The 16,275-nt window shown below is 74.0% G+C and carries 15 protein-coding genes and 1 pseudogene; 10 read left to right on the top strand and 6 right to left on the bottom strand.

Annotated elements, in window-relative coordinates; genetic code table 11:
• Window positions 1-35: 35 nt before the first annotated feature.
• The 5 genes from FIP57_RS09175 to FIP57_RS09155 are packed head-to-tail and all read left to right on the top strand — an operon-like array spanning window position 36 to window position 7,164.
• On the top strand, window positions 36-1,592 hold the full coding sequence (locus FIP57_RS09175; RefSeq protein WP_148573233.1) for a carboxyl transferase domain-containing protein: 1,557 nt from the start codon (window positions 36-38) through the stop codon (window positions 1,590-1,592).
• A 29-nt stretch (window positions 1,593-1,621) separates the two neighbouring features.
• A complete protein-coding gene (locus FIP57_RS09170) occupies window positions 1,622-3,601 on the top strand; it encodes an acetyl/propionyl/methylcrotonyl-CoA carboxylase subunit alpha (protein ID WP_238993372.1) in 1,980 nt (659 codons plus the stop codon).
• 43 nt (window positions 3,602-3,644) lie between these two features.
• Window positions 3,645-4,730, top strand: coding sequence for a hypothetical protein (locus FIP57_RS09165; protein WP_148573232.1), 1,086 nt, complete (start codon window positions 3,645-3,647; stop codon window positions 4,728-4,730).
• The gene (locus FIP57_RS09160; RefSeq protein ID WP_148573231.1) at window positions 4,727-5,953 is read left to right on the top strand and encodes a hypothetical protein; all 1,227 of its coding nucleotides are present in this window, start codon (window positions 4,727-4,729) and stop codon (window positions 5,951-5,953) included. The genes FIP57_RS09165 and FIP57_RS09160 overlap by 4 nt, the downstream gene beginning before the upstream one ends.
• 11 nt (window positions 5,954-5,964) lie before the next feature.
• Window positions 5,965-7,164: a hypothetical protein gene (locus FIP57_RS09155; RefSeq protein WP_148573230.1), complete on the top strand. Its 1,200-nt coding sequence runs from the start codon at window positions 5,965-5,967 to the stop codon at window positions 7,162-7,164.
• Between the two features lie 6 nt (window positions 7,165-7,170).
• On the opposite strand, the gene FIP57_RS09150 is transcribed toward FIP57_RS09155, so the two are convergent.
• Complete coding sequence (locus FIP57_RS09150; protein WP_148573229.1) at window positions 7,171-7,890, bottom strand: EcsC family protein; 720 nt, start codon at window positions 7,888-7,890, stop codon at window positions 7,171-7,173.
• Window positions 7,891-8,007: 117 nt separating this feature from the next.
• Here FIP57_RS09150 and aat point away from each other — a divergent pair, with 117 nt between their 5' ends.
• Window positions 8,008-8,691 carry a leucyl/phenylalanyl-tRNA--protein transferase gene (aat, locus tag FIP57_RS09145; protein WP_148573228.1) on the top strand — a complete coding sequence of 228 codons (684 nt, stop codon included), beginning with the start codon at window positions 8,008-8,010 and terminating at the stop codon, window positions 8,689-8,691.
• A 1-nt stretch (window position 8,692) separates the two neighbouring features.
• Here aat and FIP57_RS09140 read toward each other — a convergent pair whose 3' ends face one another.
• Complete coding sequence (locus FIP57_RS09140; protein ID WP_148573227.1) at window positions 8,693-9,565, bottom strand: Fpg/Nei family DNA glycosylase; 873 nt, start codon at window positions 9,563-9,565, stop codon at window positions 8,693-8,695.
• A 61-nt stretch (window positions 9,566-9,626) separates the two neighbouring features.
• On the opposite strand from FIP57_RS09140, the gene FIP57_RS09135 reads away from it, so the two are divergent.
• Entirely contained in the window at window positions 9,627-9,851 is a 225-nt protein-coding gene (locus FIP57_RS09135) for a hypothetical protein (RefSeq protein WP_148573226.1), read from the top strand.
• A gap of 129 nt (window positions 9,852-9,980) precedes the next feature.
• A complete protein-coding gene (locus tag FIP57_RS09130) occupies window positions 9,981-11,174 on the top strand; it encodes an ATP-binding protein (protein ID WP_148573225.1) in 1,194 nt (397 codons plus the stop codon).
• A 371-nt stretch (window positions 11,175-11,545) separates the two neighbouring features.
• Here the strand turns inward: FIP57_RS09130 and FIP57_RS09125 are convergent, their stop codons facing one another.
• Entirely contained in the window at window positions 11,546-12,055 is a 510-nt protein-coding gene (locus FIP57_RS09125) for a mycothiol transferase (RefSeq protein WP_148573224.1), read from the bottom strand.
• Window positions 12,056-12,127: 72 nt separating this feature from the next.
• Between FIP57_RS09125 and FIP57_RS09120 the strand changes: the two genes are divergently transcribed.
• A complete protein-coding gene (locus FIP57_RS09120; RefSeq protein ID WP_148573223.1) occupies window positions 12,128-12,688 on the top strand; it encodes a protein-L-isoaspartate O-methyltransferase family protein in 561 nt (186 codons plus the stop codon).
• Window positions 12,689-12,694: 6 nt separating this feature from the next.
• Here FIP57_RS09120 and FIP57_RS09115 read toward each other — a convergent pair whose 3' ends face one another.
• From FIP57_RS09115 to FIP57_RS09105, 3 genes are read right to left on the bottom strand one after another with little or no spacing between them, the layout of a single operon-like run.
• The gene (locus FIP57_RS09115) at window positions 12,695-13,921 is read right to left on the bottom strand and encodes an ABC transporter permease (RefSeq protein WP_148573222.1); all 1,227 of its coding nucleotides are present in this window, start codon (window positions 13,919-13,921) and stop codon (window positions 12,695-12,697) included.
• Window positions 13,918-14,796 carry an ABC transporter ATP-binding protein gene (locus FIP57_RS09110; protein ID WP_148573221.1) on the bottom strand — a complete coding sequence of 293 codons (879 nt, stop codon included), beginning with the start codon at window positions 14,794-14,796 and terminating at the stop codon, window positions 13,918-13,920. The genes FIP57_RS09115 and FIP57_RS09110 overlap by 4 nt, the downstream gene beginning before the upstream one ends.
• A gap of 22 nt (window positions 14,797-14,818) precedes the next feature.
• Window positions 14,819-15,322, bottom strand: coding sequence for a MarR family winged helix-turn-helix transcriptional regulator (locus FIP57_RS09105; protein WP_148573220.1), 504 nt, complete (start codon window positions 15,320-15,322; stop codon window positions 14,819-14,821).
• 85 nt (window positions 15,323-15,407) lie between these two features.
• Here FIP57_RS09105 and FIP57_RS09100 point away from each other — a divergent pair.
• Window positions 15,408-16,226: pseudogene (locus tag FIP57_RS09100) on the top strand (EamA family transporter); the annotation flags it as partial.
• Window positions 16,227-16,275: the final 49 nt, after the last annotated feature.

Here is a 16,275-nt window from a genome sequence, read left to right as displayed (position 1 = left end):
GGTCCGGTGCCCTGCCGTCTCCTAGAGTCGCGCCCATGACCCAGATGCGGGAGCTCGTCGAGGAGCTGCGCGAGAAGACCGCCGCCGCCCGCCGCGGTGGCAGCGAGGCCGCACGGGCCAAGCACACCGCCCGCGGGAAGCTCCTGGTCCGCGACCGTGTCGACCGGCTGCTCGATCCCGGCAGCCCGTTCCTCGAGCTGAGCCCGCTCGCCGCCCACGACATGTACGGCGGCGACATCAACAGCGCCGGCATCGTCACCGGCATCGGTCGCGTCGACGGCCGGCTCTGCGTGGTCGTCGCCAACGACGCCACCGTCAAGGGCGGCACCTACTACCCGATGACGGTCAAGAAGCACCTCCGCGCGCAGGAGGTCGCCCGGGCCAACAAGCTGCCCTGCCTCTACCTCGTCGACTCCGGCGGCGCCTACCTCCCGATGCAGGACGAGGTCTTCCCCGACCGCGAGCACTTCGGCCGGATCTTCTTCAACCAGGCCAACATGAGCGCCGAGGGGATCCCGCAGATCGCCTCGGTGATGGGCTCCTGCACCGCCGGCGGCGCCTACGTCCCTGCGATGAGCGACGAGACCGTCATCGTGCGCGACCAGGGCACGATCTTCCTCGGCGGCCCGCCCCTCGTGAAGGCCGCGACCGGCGAGGTCGTCACGGCAGAGGAGCTCGGCGGCGGCGAGGTGCACGCCCGCCGCTCCGGCGTCGTCGACCACCTGGCCGAGGACGACGCCCACGCGCTGGAGATCGTCCGGTCGATCGTCGGGACGCTCCCGCGGGAGGAGGTCTCGGCGAGATCGACCACCCCGGTCCCCGAGGAGCCGCTCCTCGACCCGGAGGAGCTCGACACCGTCGTCCCGACCGACCCGCGGACGCCGTACGACGTGCGCGAGGTGATCCGGCGGGTCGTCGACGGCAGCCGGTTCCACGAGTTCAAGGAGCTGTACGGCGAGACGCTGGTGACCGGGTTCGCGACGATCTGGGGCCACCCGGTGGGGATCGTGGCGAACAACGGGATCCTCTTCTCGGAGTCGGCGCTCAAGGGTGCGCACTTCGTCGAGCTGTGCAACCAGCGGCGCATCCCGCTGGTCTTCCTGCAGAACATCAGCGGCTTCATGGTCGGCCGCGACTACGAGAACCGCGGGATCGCCCGGGACGGCGCCAAGCTCGTCACCGCCGTGTCCTGCTCGGTCGTCCCGAAGTTCACCGTGGTGATCGGGGGTTCCTTCGGGGCGGGGAACTACGGGATGTGCGGCCGCGCGTACGACCCGCGTTTCCTGTGGATGTGGCCCAACGCGCGGATCTCGGTGATGGGCGGCGAGCAGGCGGCCGCGGTGCTGGCGACCGTGCGTCGCGACGGGATCGAGGCGCGCGGGGAGAGCTGGAGCGCCGAGGAGGAGGCCGAGTTCAAGGCCCCGATCCTCGAGCAGTACGAGCGGCAGGGGTCGCCGTACTACTCCACGGCCCGGCTGTGGGACGACGGGATCATCGAGCCGGCCGAGACCCGGCGGGTCCTCGGGATGGGGCTCGCGGCCGCGGCGCACGCGCCGGTGGCCGAGCCCTCCTACGGCATCTTCCGGATGTGACCGTGGAGCCGACGAGGAAGGAGCCGGGCGTGCAGGTGACGTCGAGCAGTGCGGCGCGACCGGTCGGGACGTTGCTGGTCGCCAACCGTGGCGAGATCGCGCTGCGGGTGATCCGCACCGCGCACCGGATGGGGATCCGGACGGTGGCGGTGTACTCCGACGCCGACCGCGACGCGCCGCACGTGCGGGCCGCGGACGAGGCGGTGCACCTCGGTCCGACGCCGGCCAACGCGTCGTACCTGCGGGTCGAGGGGCTGCTGGACGCGGCCCGCCGCACCGGCGCCGACGCGGTGCACCCGGGCTACGGCTTCCTCTCCGAGCGCGCCGAGTTCGCCGCCGCGGTCGTCGACGCGGGGCTGACCTTCGTCGGCCCGTCCGCGCGGGTGATGGAGCAGATGGGGCGCAAGGACCGGGCGCGGGAGATCGCGGTGGCCGCCGGCGTGCCGGTGGTGCCGCGTGCCGAGCCCGGCGAGGCGGTCGACTTCCCGCTGCTGGTCAAGGCCGCGGCCGGCGGGGGCGGCAAGGGGATGCGGATCGTCCGCACCCCCGGCGAGCTCGACGCCGCCGTGGCGGCGGCCCGGCGGGAGGCGGCGTCGGCGTTCGGCGACGACACCCTCCTCCTCGAGCGGTACGTCGAGCGCGGCCGCCACGTCGAGGTGCAGGTGCTCGCGGACGCGCACGGCCACGTGGTCCACCTCTTCGAGCGGGACTGCTCCGCGCAGCGCCGTCACCAGAAGGTCCTCGAGGAGGCACCGGCCCCGGGGCTCGGCGAGGCGGCGCGCGAGCTGCTGCTCTCCTCGGCGGTGGCGCTGGCCCGCGAGGTGGGCTACGAGAACGCCGGGACCGTGGAGTTCCTGGTGGCCGGCGAGACCGGGGCCGAGGAGGTCTTCTTCCTCGAGATGAACACCCGGCTGCAGGTCGAGCACCCGGTCACCGAGTCGGTGGTGACCGTGGCCGGCGCCCCCCTCGACCTGGTCGAGCTGCAGCTCCGGGTCGCCGCGGGGGAGGAGCTGCCGTTCACCCAGGAGCAGGTGCGGTGCGAGGGGCACGCGATCGAGGCGCGGGTCTACGCCGAGGACGCCTTCGGCGGCTTCCTGCCGCAGGCTGGGCGGGCCACCGTCGTGCGCTGGTCACCGCGGGCCCGGATCGACGCCGCGCTCGAGCCGGGTGCCGAGGTGTCGACCGCCTACGACCCGATGCTCGGCAAGGTCATCGCCGAAGGTCCGGACCGCGAGGCCGCGCGCCGCTCGCTCGTCACGGCGCTCGACGACACCGCGATCCTGGGGCTGACCACCAACGTCGGCTACCTGCGCGCGCTGGCCGCCTCCGACGCCTTCCGCGACCACCAGGTCGACACCGCCTGGCTGGACCGCAACCCCGAAGCCGTCCGGCCGCCGGAGCCCGAGCTGCCGATGGTGCTCGCCGCGTGGGCGCTGGCCCGCGGCGGCGACGAACGCGGGGGCACCGGACCGTTCGACGTCGCCGACGGGTGGCGGCTCGCCGGACCGCCGGCCCCGGTGACCGTCGAGCTCGAGCACGCCGGCGACCGCCACGTGCTGGAGGTCGGCATGGACACCGTGGAGACGCCCACCGGCTCCCACCGGGTCCACGCGGTCGCCACCGACGTGGGGGTGCTCCGGCTCGAAGTCGACGGCCGGGTCCACGAGGCGTGCGTCGCGACGTCACGACGGCAGGTGCAGGTCGCCTACCGCGGCCACGTCCTCACCTTCACCCGGCCCGACGCGTTCGCCGCCGGCCGCCGGACCGCCGTCGGCGACGGGACGGTGACCGCGCCGATGCCGGGCACGCTGCTCGCCGTCGAGGTCACCGCGGGGCAGGTCGTGGAGGAGGGGCAGCTGCTCGGCGTGCTGGAGGCGATGAAGATGGAGCTCGCGCTGCGGGCTCCGTTCGCCGGCACGGTGGTCGAGGTGGGTGCGGCCGCGGGCGGCCAGGTCGCCCTCGGCGCGACGTTGTTCCACGTGGAACCGAGCGGCGAGCCGACCGGCTGACCGCAGGCCGGTGCGCTCGGCAGGGTGCGGCACAATCGCCCGCATGGCCGACGTCGTCTACCTCCACATCGGGGCGCCGAAGACGGGGACGACCTACCTGCAGGACCGGCTGCTCGCCAACCGCTCCTCGCTCGCGGAGCGCGGGATCCACTACCCGGTCGGGTCGGGCAAGGACATGTTCGCCCCGGCGCTCGACCTGATCGACCGGCACTGGGGCGGCATCCGGGACGAGGTCCGCGGGGAGTGGGACGCGCTGGTGCAGCGGGTCGCCGCCGTCCGTGGCACCGCGGTGGTCAGCCACGAGGTGCTCGCCGGGGCCCGCCCGGAGCAGGTCGAGCGTGCCAAGCGCGACCTCGCCGGTGCCGAGCTCCACCTCGTCTACTCCGCCCGCGACATCGCCCGGCAGATCCCCGCCGAGTGGCAGGAGTCGGTCAAGCACCGCGACGAGCGGTCGTTCGCGCAGTACCTCCGCCAGCTCCAGCGCTCCCACCGCCGCAGCGGCTCCCTCTGGTTCTGGCGCGTCCAGGGGCTCCCCGACGTGCTCAACCGGTGGGCCGGCGGCCTGCCGCCGGAGCGCGTCCACCTCGTCACGGTCCCGCGGCCGGGGGCGGCCGCCGACGAGCTGTGGCGCCGCTACTGCCGGGCCTTCGGGATCGACCCCGCCGCGGCTCCGGTCGAGGGCGGGCGGCCGAACGCCTCCCTCGGCATCGAGGAGACCTCCCTCCTCCGCGAGCTGAACCGCCGGCTCAAGGAGGCCGGGCTCGACTCCGCGTCGTACCGCGCCATCGTCCGCCACCTCGTCGCGCACGAGACGCTCGCGCACCGCGACGGGATGCGGAAGGTCACCCTCCCGCCCCGGGCCCGCGAGTGGGCCGCGGAGGTCGCCGACAGCTGGATCGACTGGGTCGAGGGAGCGGGGATCGACGTGGTCGGCGACGTCGACGAGCTCCGCCCGGTGTTCCGCGACGACGAGCCGTGGGTGGACCCGGACAAGCCGCGGAAGCGGGTGCTCGCCGACGCCGCCCTCGACGCGCTGGTCGCCGTCGTGCTCGAGGCCGCGGCACGGCCGGAGCCCAAGCCGCCGCTGGCGCTCCTCGGCCGCGCGGCACGGAAGCTCGCGGGCACGTGAGCGAGGGCGACCCGGAGTACTCGGCGGCCGCGGCCGGCTGGGTCGCCCACCTGCGCAGCGGTGGCACCACGCCGTGGCCGGAGTGGCCCCGCGACCCGGGCCGCCCCGTCGTGCCGGGGACAGCCTCCGGCGACGACCTCCCGGGCGCCGCGCAGCTCGAGCTGCTGCGCCGGCTCAACGCGCTCGGCCCGCAACCGGCGCGCGCCGGCCACGTGCTGCGCCGCTCGGCCACCGGCCGGGGTGCGGTCGACCTGCGGCTGCCGTGGCCGCCGGCCCGGCCGGCCGCCGACCGCGAGCTGCTGCGCGTCGCCGCCGGGGTGCTCGCCGACCTGGTCGCCGTCCTGCCCGACCCCGCCCCGCCCGTACGCCGCTGGCGCCCCCCGCCCCTCCGGCGCCGCGGCCCCGCCTGGGTGCTCGAGGGGCCGCCCTGCTCGGTGGCCGGGATGCGCGAGGGGCTCGCGGCCGCCGGCCGGCCGACGAGCTCCGGGCGCCGGTGGCCCTGGTCCCACCGCCGCGACCCCGACCTCGTCGTGATCGCCGTCGCGCCGCTCGAAGAGGGGCTGCACGAGGCGTGGACGCGACGGGCGGAGAAGGGGCCGGTCGGCACCTGGCTCCGGTTCCTCGCGAGCTGCGTCGAACGGGACCGGCTGCCTCCCGGCCTCGAGGTCGGTGCGCTGGCGCGGCGGTGGGCCGACCGGGTCGGGCCGGAGGCGGTGCACGTCGTCGCACGGTCCGCGGCCGCCGGTGCGTTCGAGCAGCTGCTCGGCGTGCGCGTCCCCGGGGCCCGGCTCGCCCCCGTCGTCCCGCTCGGTCCGGCACACACCGAGCTGCTCCGCCGGGTCAGCAACGTGATGCCCTTCGTCGTGCCCGCCGACGAGCTGCCCCGGCGTCGTGGCGCGTTCGTGGCCCACCTGCGGGAGGACGCGGCGGAGTGGGACCCGACGCTCGGCCCGCGCCGGCTGGCGCTGCCCGACGAGGTCGAGCCGTGGCTGGAGGGCGCCGGGCGCCGCCTGCGCGAGGAGCTCGACGCCGTCGGTTGCCGGGTCCACGGAGACGTCGGCGCGCTCCTGCTGGACCGGACCGGTGCCGCCGCTCCCGAGGCGCCGGCCGGGGCGGATCGGGAGCTGCGGGTGCGCCACGACCGCATCGTGGCCGCCGCCGTCCGTATGATCCACCGGGTCGGGCGGGTGGTCGACAGGGTCGGGGTCGGAAGGCAGGGCTGAGCGTGCGGAAGGTGCTGCTGCACGTCGGGGCGCCCAAGACCGGCACGTCGTTCGTGCAGGACCTGCTGTTCCAGAACCGCGAGCGGCTCGCCGCGGAGGGGGTCCTCTACCCGGCCGAGCGGTTCGACGCCCACTTCCTCGCCGCCCTCGACCTGATGCAGCTGCCGTGGGGCGGGCTCGAGCAGCAGGCGGTCGGCGCCTGGGACCGGCTCGCCGAGCAGGTCCGCGCCTGGCCGGGGACCGTGATCATCTCCCACGAGATCCTCGCGACCGCCTCGAAGGACAACGCCCGCCGGGCCGTGGAGTCGTTCGGCCCGGACGCCGAGGTCCACGTCATCGCCTCGGTGCGCGACCTGGTGCGCCAGATCCCGGCCGAGTGGCAGGAGAACGTCAAGCACCGGCGGACCCTGCGCTACCAGCAGTTCCTCCGCCAGATCATGGACCCGACCGCGACCGGCACCATCCCGACCTGGTTCTGGGGGGTGCAGGACATCCCGGCGATCCTCGACCGGTGGGGCGGCGACCTGCCGCCGCAGCAGGTGCACGTGGTCACCGTGCCCCGCCCGGGGGCGCCCCCGACGCTGCTGTGGGAGCGGTTCGCCTCGGTCTTCGGGCTCGACCCCGCCGCGTACGACACCGAGAGCGTGCAGCGCGCCAACCCCTCCCTCGGGGTCGCGGAGACCGCGATGGTGCGCCGGCTCAACCAGCGGGTCAACGGCCGGCTGGCGAACGAGCACTACCGCGAGTTCGTCCGCGAGCTGCTCGCCCACCGCACGCTGTCGCGGCGACCGGGGAAGGTGCCGCTCCGGCTCCCCGACGAGGTCCGCAGCTGGGCCGTCGACCTCTCGGAGTCCTGGATCCGCGACCTCGCCGCCCGGGAGTACGACGTCGTCGGCTCGCTGGACGACCTGCGGCCCGAGCCGGAGCACCTGCCGTTCTCCGACCCCGACCGCCCGCCGCACCGGCTGGTCGCCGACTCCGCGCTGCACAGCCTGGAGGCGTTGCTGATCCGCACCGCCGAGCTGCGGACGGAGACCGACGAGCTGCACCGCCGGATCCGGGAGCTCGAGGTCGAGCGCGACATCGCCCGCAGCGAGATCGGCTGGAGCCTCAAGGCGCGCCGCAGGGTGATCGCGAAGGCCGACGAGCGGGGCTGGTCCCGTGCGGTGCTCCGCGGCTACCGGGCGGTCAAGCGGGTGGTCCGGCGCTGAGCAGGGTCAGCGGCGGGGCCAGCGGCGCTTCGTGTCGGTGGTGAGCTCGGCGGGCTTGTTGCGGGACCGGAGCTCGCGGGCGGCGTACTTGCCGACCTGCCAGGTGGCGTAGCCGTCGCTGCCCGCGCCGTACACCCCGCCGGCGACCGGGATGCGCCGGGCGACCGTGCCTGCCGCACGCTTCCCGATGACGCGGTTGACGAGGGCGGTGGTCACCTCCGCGGCGACCACCTTGTCGAGCTCGGGGTCGTACGCCGGTGCGGTCGCGACGACCATCGGGGTGCCGGGGACCTTGTGCTGCTTCACGAGCTCCTTGACCGTGTCCTCGCCGAGGGTGCACAGCAGCACCGCGTTGCGGACCCGGCCGTCGGTGAGGTCGTAGCCGCGCAGGTAGGCGATGCCCGCGACCATCCGGCACTGCAGCAGCGCCATCCCGGTGATGTTGACGGGCACGGTCGCGGCCATCGTGACCAGCCCGCCGAGGTTGGTGACGAACCCCTGGGCCGCGGCCAGCGAGGTGTGGTTCTCGATCAGCTCCTGGATGGCCCGGTCGACGTCGCCGCCCTGCTCCTCGAGCTGCTTGTCCGCGGCGGCCGCGGCCGGCGGGAGCGGGCCGACGCCGTGGATCGCGCGCTGCACGGTCTGGTGCACGAAGCCGGCGTTGAGGTCGGGCGCGACGCGGTGCACGTCGGGCATGACCTTCTTGAGGATCGCCTGACGGATCATCGACCCACACCTCCTTCGCGCCGGGTGCGGCCGGCGGCCGCACGGTGACAGTGTGCCCATCCCGTCCAACGCCAGCCGTGAGGTGGGTCGCTCGACGGGTGCGGTGAGAATGGGCCCATGCCCGTGGAGCCGCCAGCGACGCCGTGGCGGTTCCCGGACCTCACCGACCCGGAGGTCGACGCCGCCCTTCCCGAGGACCTGGTGGGTGTCGGCGCGGACCTCGAGCCGGGGACGCTGCTCGCGGCCTACCGCGGCGGGCTGTTCCCGATGCCGGGGGAGCGGCTGGGGTCGCTGACCTGGTGGTCGCCGGTCGAGCGGGGCGTGCTGCCGCTCGACGGGTTGCGGGTCACCCGGTCGTTGCGGAAGTCGGCGCGCCGGATGGAGGTGCGCGTCGACACCGCCTTCGACGCGGTCGTCGAGGCGTGCGCCGACCCGTCGCGGGACGGCGGGTGGATCGACGGAGCGATCGCCGGCGCGTACGCCGAGCTCCACCGGCTCGGCTGGGCGCACTCGGTGGAGTGCTGGGCCGACGGCGAGCTCGTCGGCGGGTTGTACGGCGTCGCGGTCGGTGGGCTCTTCGCCGGCGAGTCGATGTTCCACCGCCGCACCGACGCCTCGAAGGTCGCCCTGCTGGGGCTGGTCGAGCTGCTCGCCGACGAGCACGCGGGGGAGCGGCTGCTCGACGTCCAGTGGCAGACCCCCCACTTGGCGTCCCTCGGGGTCGTCGCCGTCGACCGTCAGGAGTACCTCCACCGGCTCCGGCGGGCGATCGCCCTCCCGCTGCCGGCGCCCTGGCGCTGAGCTACTTCAGCAGCTTCGACAGCCGCCGGTCGGCGAGCGGCTTGCCGCCGGTCTGGCAGGTAGGGCAGTACTGCAACGACGAGTCCGCGAACGACACCTCTCGCACCGTGTCGCCGCAGACCGGGCACGGCTGGCCGGTCCGCCCGTGCACGTTGAGGTGCGACTTCTTCTCGCCCTTGAGCTCCGACATCGCCAGCCCCGAGGAGCGCTCGACCGCGTCCTTCAGGACGGTCCGGATCGCGTCGTACAACGTCCTGAGGTCGTCGGGCGACTCGACCACCGAGGCCGCGGGCTTGAACGGCGACATCCTCGCCGCGTGCAGCAGCTCGTCGGAGTAGGCGTTGCCTATCCCCGCGATCGTCGACTGGGAGCGGAGCACGCCCTTGAGCTGCGCCCGGCCGGCGTCGCGGAGGATCTGCTCGAACGCCTCGATCGTGAACTCGTCGGCGAGCGGGTCGGGGCCGAGCCGGGCGATGCCGGGCACCTCCTCCGGCGACCGCACGACGTAGATCGCGAGCCGCTTCTGGGTGCCGGCCTCGGTGATGTCGATCCCCGAGTCGTCGTCGAGCACGACCCGGGCCGCCATCGGCGACTTGCTGCTCGGCTTCGGCGGGGTGGCCGGGACCTTGTCGCGCCACCGGATCCAGCCGGCGCGCGAGAGGTGGATGACCAGGTGGAGCCCGGAGGCGGAGATGTCGAGGAACTTCCCGTGCCGCTCGACACCGTCGACCATCGTCCCGCTGAGCGCGGTGAGCGGCGGGTCATAGGTCTTCAAGGCGCTGAACGCCGCCAGGTCGACACGGACGAGTGCGCGGTCGGCGAGGCGACCGCGGAGGTCCTGCACGAGGGCCTCGACCTCCGGGAGCTCGGGCATGCGGTCAGTGTAGGGAGGTCGGTCCCTCGACGGAGGTGCGCGAGCGCGCCATCATGGAGCGATGCAGAGCGTCAACCCGGCGCGCGGCGAGGTGTTCCTCGACCCGCGCGGCGGCGACCGGAGCCTCCGGGTGACGTGGCACGGCGAGAAGGGCGTCGTCGTGCTGTCGCTCTGGCGCGACTCGGTGTGCGCCGGCTCGTTCCGGCTCGAGGCCGAGGAGCTGCCGCGGTTCATCCGGGCGCTCGCCGAGGGGCTGCCGGCCGGCCCGGCGCGGGCCGCCAGCTGAGGGTGGTCGAGCTCGTCGGAACCACCGCCCGCCCGAGGTGGGTGAGCTTGTCGAAACCACCGCTACGACACGCTAGGGCTGACTAGCGAAATCTAGGGCGGACGCTAGATACGCGGATACTGTCCTCGCGTGGACCCGATCAGGAACCCGTACGCCCCCGGAGCCGGCCAACGGCCGCCCGAGCTCGCCGGCCGCGACCGGGAGCTCGCGCAGTTCGAGGTGACCCTCGAACGGGTCGCCGCCGGCCGCCCCGAACGCAGCATGGTGGTCTCCGGGCTCCGCGGCGTGGGCAAGACCGTGCTCCTCAACGCGCTCCGCGGCCAGGCGGTGAACCGGGCGTGGGGGACCGGGAAGATCGAGGCCCGCCCCGACCAGTCGGTCCGGCTGCCGATCGCGCAGGCCGTCCACGCCGCCGTACGCGAGCTCGGCCACCGGCACCGCGACCCGGACCGCGTCGACGCGGTGGCCGGCGTGCTGAAGTCGTTCGCGCAGCGCACCGAGCTGAAGGACCGCAAGGGGTTCCGGTGGAACCCACCGTCCGACGTCCCGGCCACCAAAGGACGTGCGGACTCCGGCGACCTCGAGCTCGACCTGATCGAGCTGTTCACCGACGTCGCCGACCTCGCCCGGGACCTCGGCGTCGGGGTCGGGCTCTTCGTCGACGAGATGCAGGACGTCGCCCCGGCCGAGCTCGCCGCGCTGTGCGGGGCGGTCCACGAGATCAGCCAGCAGGGGTCGCCGCTCGTCGTCGTCGGCGCCGGGCTGCCGCACCTGCCGGTCGCGCTGGCCGCGTCGAAGTCGTACGCCGAGCGGCTGTTCCGGTACGTCGCCGTCGACCGGCTGCCGCGGGAGATGGCCGACCGGGCATGGCTGGTGCCGGCCGCCGAGGAGGGGGTCAGCTACGAGCAGGACGCGCTCGACGCGTTGTACGCGCTGACCGACGGCTACCCCTACTTCGTGCAGGCGTACGGCAAGGTCACCTGGGACGCCGCGGTCGGGTCCCCGATCCGGGGCGCCGACGTGGCCGAGGCGGCCCCCGAGGCGGAGGCCGAGCTCGGGGTCGGGTTCTTCGGGGCGCGGTACGAACGGGCCACCCCCGCCGAGCGCGACTACATGCGCACCATGGCCGACCTCGGGGCGAACAACGGCGACGAGTCGGTCACCACCGCCGAGGTCGCCAAGGCGCTGGGCCGCAAGCCGCAGTCGCTGAGCCCGGCCCGCGACGGGCTGATCAAGAAGGGGCTCGTCTACTCCGCCGAACGTGGAGCCGTGGCCTTCACCGTCCCGCACTTCGGCAAGTTCCTCCGCGCCCAGCGCACGTGAGTGTGTCGAGCCGCCCTTCGTGGCGCACGCTTCTGCGTTGAGCCGCCCCTCGTGGCGCACGCTTCCGCGTTGAGCCGCCCTTCGTGGCGCGCGTGGGCGGGCCGACCCTTGCAGGTGAACGAACTTCGGCCCCGACCCGCGCCGTACGACGTCGAAGTCCGCGCACCTGAACGATCCGGAACAGGGCGGACCGGTCACGGGCAAGCAGTCAGCCGATCGGTGTCACCAGGTGACACCAATCGTCGGTCCGCCGCGTCCGGACGCCACGAGGGGCGGCTCAACCCACCCAACGCGCGCCACGAGGGGCGGCTCAACACCAGAACGGACGCCACGAGGGGCGGCTCAACACCACATCGGCCGGGGACAACGGGTCAGCGGCGACGCAGGGCGAGTCCCCGGACGTACGCCGCCTGGCCGACGTGCTGGGTGATGTCGTTGACGACCGACACCAACCGGACGGCGGCGGTCACGGGCGGGTCCCACCGCTCGTCGACGACCCGGTCGAGGTCGTCGAGGTCGCGGACCACGTCGACGGTCATCGCGTGCACCGACTCGTGGTAGCCGGTCAGCAGGGAGGGGTCCGTCAGCCGGAAGGCGCCGACCTCCTCGCTGCTCTGGCCGTACCCGAGGGCGTCGGTCGGGTACGGCAGCCCGAACCGGTCGGCCCACCCGTCGGCGGTGTACCGCTGCTCGACCCCGCCGAGCTCGGCGAGGTGGTCGTCCTGGACCCGGGTCAGGTGCCAGACCAGCCACGCGATCGGGTTCGCGTCCGGGTCGGGTCGCCAGAGCAGCTCGTCGACGGTGAGCTCCTCGATCGCGGCGGGCACGAGGTCGTGCGCGCGGCCGAAGGCGTCCAGCAGGAGGTCGGTAGGGCTCGTCATGGGGCCAGTCTGCTCACCTGCGCCGTGCCGACACACCCTTGACGTGAGCGGGGGGAGTGGTTGGCTGGGCAGGTGGACGCGGTCCGCACGGCGTTCGAGGAGGTGCCTCGCGAGGGGTTCCTCCCTCGTCGAGCCCGCCGCCGCGCCGGTCACGACGGCCCGCTCGACATCGGCCACGGCCAGACGAACTCGCAGCCACGCACGGTCGAGGACATGCTGCGCCTCCTCGACGTACGCCGGGGGCAGCGGGTGCTGGACGTCGGGTCGGGATCGGGGTGGACCACGGCGCTGCTCGCCCACCTCGTCGGCCCCGAGGGGCGGGTGCTCGGCGTCGAGCGGGTCCACGACCTCGCGATGACGGGCGCGGCCAACGTGGCCGCCACCGGCCAGAGCTGGGCGACGGTCCACCTCGCCGGCCCCGGCGTGCTGGGGCTGCCGGACCAGGCGCCCTACGACCGGATCCTCGTGTCCGCCGAGGCCGACGCGCTCCCCGACGCGCTGGTGGAGCAGCTCGCCGAGGGCGGCCGGATGGTCATCCCGGTGCGGGGCCGGATGCTCCTCGTGGAGCGGACCGCCGACGGCGTGACCACCTCGGAGCACGGCCGCTACCGGTTCGTGCCGCTCGTCGAGTAGGAGCGGTCAGTCCGAGGCCTTCAGCGCCTCGCCCCAGCCGATCTTGCCGCCGGTCCGGAGCAGGGTGCGCTCGTACATCCGCGCCCCGATCCGGATGAACAGCACCATCGCGGCGACCGTCACGGCCACGGCGACGCCGATCTGCCACCACGGCACGTCGCCCTCCGCCATCCGTCCCGGCATCAGCATCGTCGAGACGATCGGCAGCATCGAGACCACGGTGCGCACGTCGTCGCTGCCGAAGGCGCCGATGAAGTAGGGCAGGAAGAGGAGCATCTGCCCCGGCAGCGTCGTCGAGCTCAGGTCCTCCTGCCGCGAGGCCAGCGCACCGGCGACCGACCAGAGCGCCGCGAGCGCGACGAAGCCGAGCAGGAAGAAGACGACGTAGGCGACCACGGCGCCGGAGATGCCGGAGAGGAAGTCGGTGCGGCCGGTGGCCACCAGGCCGAGCACGCCGACCACCGTGATCAGCAGGATCTGGCCCATCGCGAGCACGGTGTTGCCGACGACCTTGCCCCACAGCAGCGCCCGGACCGGGACCGCGGCGGCGAGGATCTCCACCACCCGGCTCTCCTTCTCCTGCGCGACACTCTGGGCGATCGTCATCCCGAACCCCATCGCGGTCAGCAGGAAGACCAGCGCGAACGCGAAGGCCACGCCCGAGCGGGCGTCCGCCTCGTCGGCGTTGGGGTCGAGCAGCCGCTGCTGCACCTCGGTGCCCTCCGAGAGCGCCGCGAGGTCGACACCCTGCTCCTCGGCGTTGTCCTGCAGCGCCTGCGACGCCACGGCGGAGGAGAGCCCCGCGGCGAGGCCGGCGTCGATCTCGTCGTCACCGACCAGCGTGTAGCCGCCGTCCGCCGGCAGCAGTGCGACGTCCACGTCGCCGTCGCGGACCAGCTGCTCGGCCGCGTCGGCGTCGTCGACCACCTCGGCGTTCAGCTCGGCGTCGGGCGAGCCGGACTCCCGCATCACCTCCTGCGCGGTGGCCAGCACGGTCTCGTCGGCGTCGGAGGTGACCGCGACGTCGTACTCGTCGGCGCCGCCACCGAGCAGCAGCATCACGACGAAGAACCCGACGACCAGCAGCAGCGAGACGCCGGTGGCGGCGAGGAACGTCTTGTCCCGCACGCGCGTCGTGACCTCCCGCTCGGCGACGACCCGCCAGACCGGGGTGGAGGAGCCGGCGGACCCGGAGCCTCGCCCCGGCGCGGCGGTCTGCGTGGTGGTGCTCATGCGATCACGTCCCGGTAGATCTGCGACAGCGGGCGTACGACGCGGCTGAACTCGCTCACCGGCGCCGCCCGTCGTACGGCGTCGAGGAGCTGGTCGGCGGGCTGACCGTTGCCCTCGACCACCGCCTCGGAGCCGTTGGTGGACAGCAGTGTGAGCCCCGCCGAGCGGAGCTGTTCGACGCCGCCCTCGGCCACCACGACCCGGTAGCGCGGCGCCTCCTGGTCACGGAGCGCCTCGACCGGTCCGGCCGCGACCACGCGCCCGCCGGAGAGGATGACGAGGTCGTCGCAGAGCCGCTCGACGAGCTCGAGCTGGTGGCTCGAGAAGAGCACGGGCAGGTCGGGGGACAGCTCGGAGGAGAGCAGCTCGACCATGGTGTCGACGGCCAGCGGGTCGAGGCCGCTGAACGGCTCGTCGAGGATCAGTGCGGTGGGGTGGTGCACGAGCGCGGCCGCGACCTGCACGCGCTGCTGGTTGCCGAGCGAGAGCGTCTCGAGCACGTCGTCGATCCGCTCGCCGAGCCCCAGCCTGGTGAGGAGGTCGGTGGCGCGGGCGTGCGCCTGCGTCGCGGTCATGCCGTGCAGCCGGCCGAAGAAGGTGAGCTGGTCGCGGAGCCTCATCTTCGGGTAGAGCCCGCGCTCCTCCGGCATGTAGCCGAAGCGGCGGCGCTGCTCCGTCGTGAGCTCCTCACCACCCCACGTGACGGTGCCGGACGTCGGGGCGAGGACGCCGACGATGATCCGCATCGTGGTGGTCTTTCCGGCTCCGTTGGCGCCGACGAACCCGGTCATCCTCCCGGGGCGTACCTCGAAGCTGACGTCGTCCAGGGCGGTCGCGTCGCCGTACCGGCGCGTGAGGTGGTTGACCTGCAACATGCAAGCGACGTTACCGGCCGGGCTAGGGCTCCTCCGCGGCGTCCCCGAGGCTCACCAGCAACCGCCGCAGCAGCCCGGCAAGCTGCTCCCGCTCGCGCCCCGACAGGCCGCTGAGGAGCTCCTCCTCGTTGGCGACGTGCGCCTCCACGGCCCGGTCGACGAGCCGTCGACCCCGAGGGGTGAGCGTCACGAGCACCGACCGGCGGTTGTCCGGGTCGGTCTCGCGGGTCACCAACCCCTTGGCCACGAGCCGGTCCAGCCGAGCGGTCACGGCGCCGGAGGTGACCATCGACGAGCGCACCAGCTGCCCCGGCGTCAGCCGGTACGGCGCTCCCGTCCGGCGCAGCGTCGCGAGGATGTCGAACTCGCCCCCGCCGACGCCACGCTGGTCGAGCACCCGGTCGACGCCGCGTTCGAGCAGCCTGGACGCGCGGGAGAGCCGGCCGATCACGCCCATCGCCGCCACGTCGAGGTCGGGGCGCTCCTGCTCCCACTGGGCCAGCACGGTGTCCACGTGGTCCCGCATGTGCCCAACCTCTCACCATTGAACTGTTTGACGGCAAGTTAGCACGGGCGTAATCTCTCAACATTGAAATATTGAGGAGTGAGAGATGAACCGCTCGAGCGCCGTCGCGACGGCCCTGCTCACGGGGGTCGGCCCCGTCACGTGGGGGACCACCTACGTGGTCACCACCGAGCTGCTGCCGCCCGACCGGCCGCTGTTCACCGCAGCGGTGCGGACGCTGCCTGCCGGGCTGCTGCTCGTCGCGTTCGCGCGCACCCTGCCGAAGGGCCGCTGGTGGTGGCGGGCGACGGTGCTCGCGCTCCTCAACATCGCGGCGTTCCAGGCGCTGCTCTTCGTCTCGGCGTACCGGCTCCCGGGCGGTGTGGCGGCGACCTTCGGCGCGGCGGGGCCGCTGGTGGTCGCCGGGCTCGCGGCCTGGCTGCTCGCCGAGCGCGCCACCGGCTGGCAGCTCGCCAGCGGGGTCGCCGGACTGATCGGCGTCGGGCTCGTCGTGCTCGGCCCGGCCGCGTCGCTCGACCCGGTCGGCGTCGCCGCCGGCGCCCTCGGGGTGCTCGCGATGGCGCTGGGCACCGTGCTGGTCCGTCGCTGGGGCCGGCCGGTCGGGCTACTGGCCTACACCGGGTGGCAGCTCGCGATCGGTGGCCTGGTGCTGGCGCCGCTGAGCCTGCTCGTCGAGGGCGCGCCCCCGGCGGTGGACGCGGCCGCCGTGTGGGGGTACCTCTGGCTGGGCGGCGTGGGGACGCTCGTCGCCTACGTCCTCTGGTTCCGCGGCCTCGCGCTGCTCCCCGCCGGCCAGGCCGCGTTCCTGCCGCTGCTGTCGCCGGTGGTCGCGACCCTGCTCGGGTGGCTGGTGCTCGCCGAGACCCTGACGCCCGTGCAGGCGGCCGGGTTCGTCCTGGCACTCGGAGCCATCGCCGCGGGGCAGCGCGCCGAAGCGCCGGTGTTGCTGACAC

Source organism: Nocardioides caldifontis (assembly GCF_008087345.1).
Lineage (GTDB): Bacteria > Actinomycetota > Actinomycetes > Propionibacteriales > Nocardioidaceae > Marmoricola_A > Marmoricola_A caldifontis.
This window is presented reverse-complemented; position numbering and strand designations above follow the sequence as displayed.

Coding starts and splice junctions, on each gene's coding strand:
- FIP57_RS09175 (WP_148573233.1), top strand. CDS start 36: ATGACCCAGATGCGGGAGCTCGTCGAGGAGCTGCGCGAGAAGACCGCC.
- FIP57_RS09165 (WP_148573232.1), top strand. CDS start 3,645: ATGGCCGACGTCGTCTACCTCCACATCGGGGCGCCGAAGACGGGGACG.
- FIP57_RS09150 (WP_148573229.1), bottom strand. CDS start 7,890: ATGATCCGTCAGGCGATCCTCAAGAAGGTCATGCCCGACGTGCACCGC.
- aat (WP_148573228.1), top strand. CDS start 8,008: ATGCCCGTGGAGCCGCCAGCGACGCCGTGGCGGTTCCCGGACCTCACC.
- FIP57_RS09140 (WP_148573227.1), bottom strand. CDS start 9,565: ATGCCCGAGCTCCCGGAGGTCGAGGCCCTCGTGCAGGACCTCCGCGGT.
- FIP57_RS09135 (WP_148573226.1), top strand. CDS start 9,627: ATGCAGAGCGTCAACCCGGCGCGCGGCGAGGTGTTCCTCGACCCGCGC.
- FIP57_RS09125 (WP_148573224.1), bottom strand. CDS start 12,055: ATGACGAGCCCTACCGACCTCCTGCTGGACGCCTTCGGCCGCGCGCAC.
- FIP57_RS09115 (WP_148573222.1), bottom strand. CDS start 13,921: ATGAGCACCACCACGCAGACCGCCGCGCCGGGGCGAGGCTCCGGGTCC.
- FIP57_RS09110 (WP_148573221.1), bottom strand. CDS start 14,796: ATGTTGCAGGTCAACCACCTCACGCGCCGGTACGGCGACGCGACCGCC.
- FIP57_RS09105 (WP_148573220.1), bottom strand. CDS start 15,322: ATGCGGGACCACGTGGACACCGTGCTGGCCCAGTGGGAGCAGGAGCGC.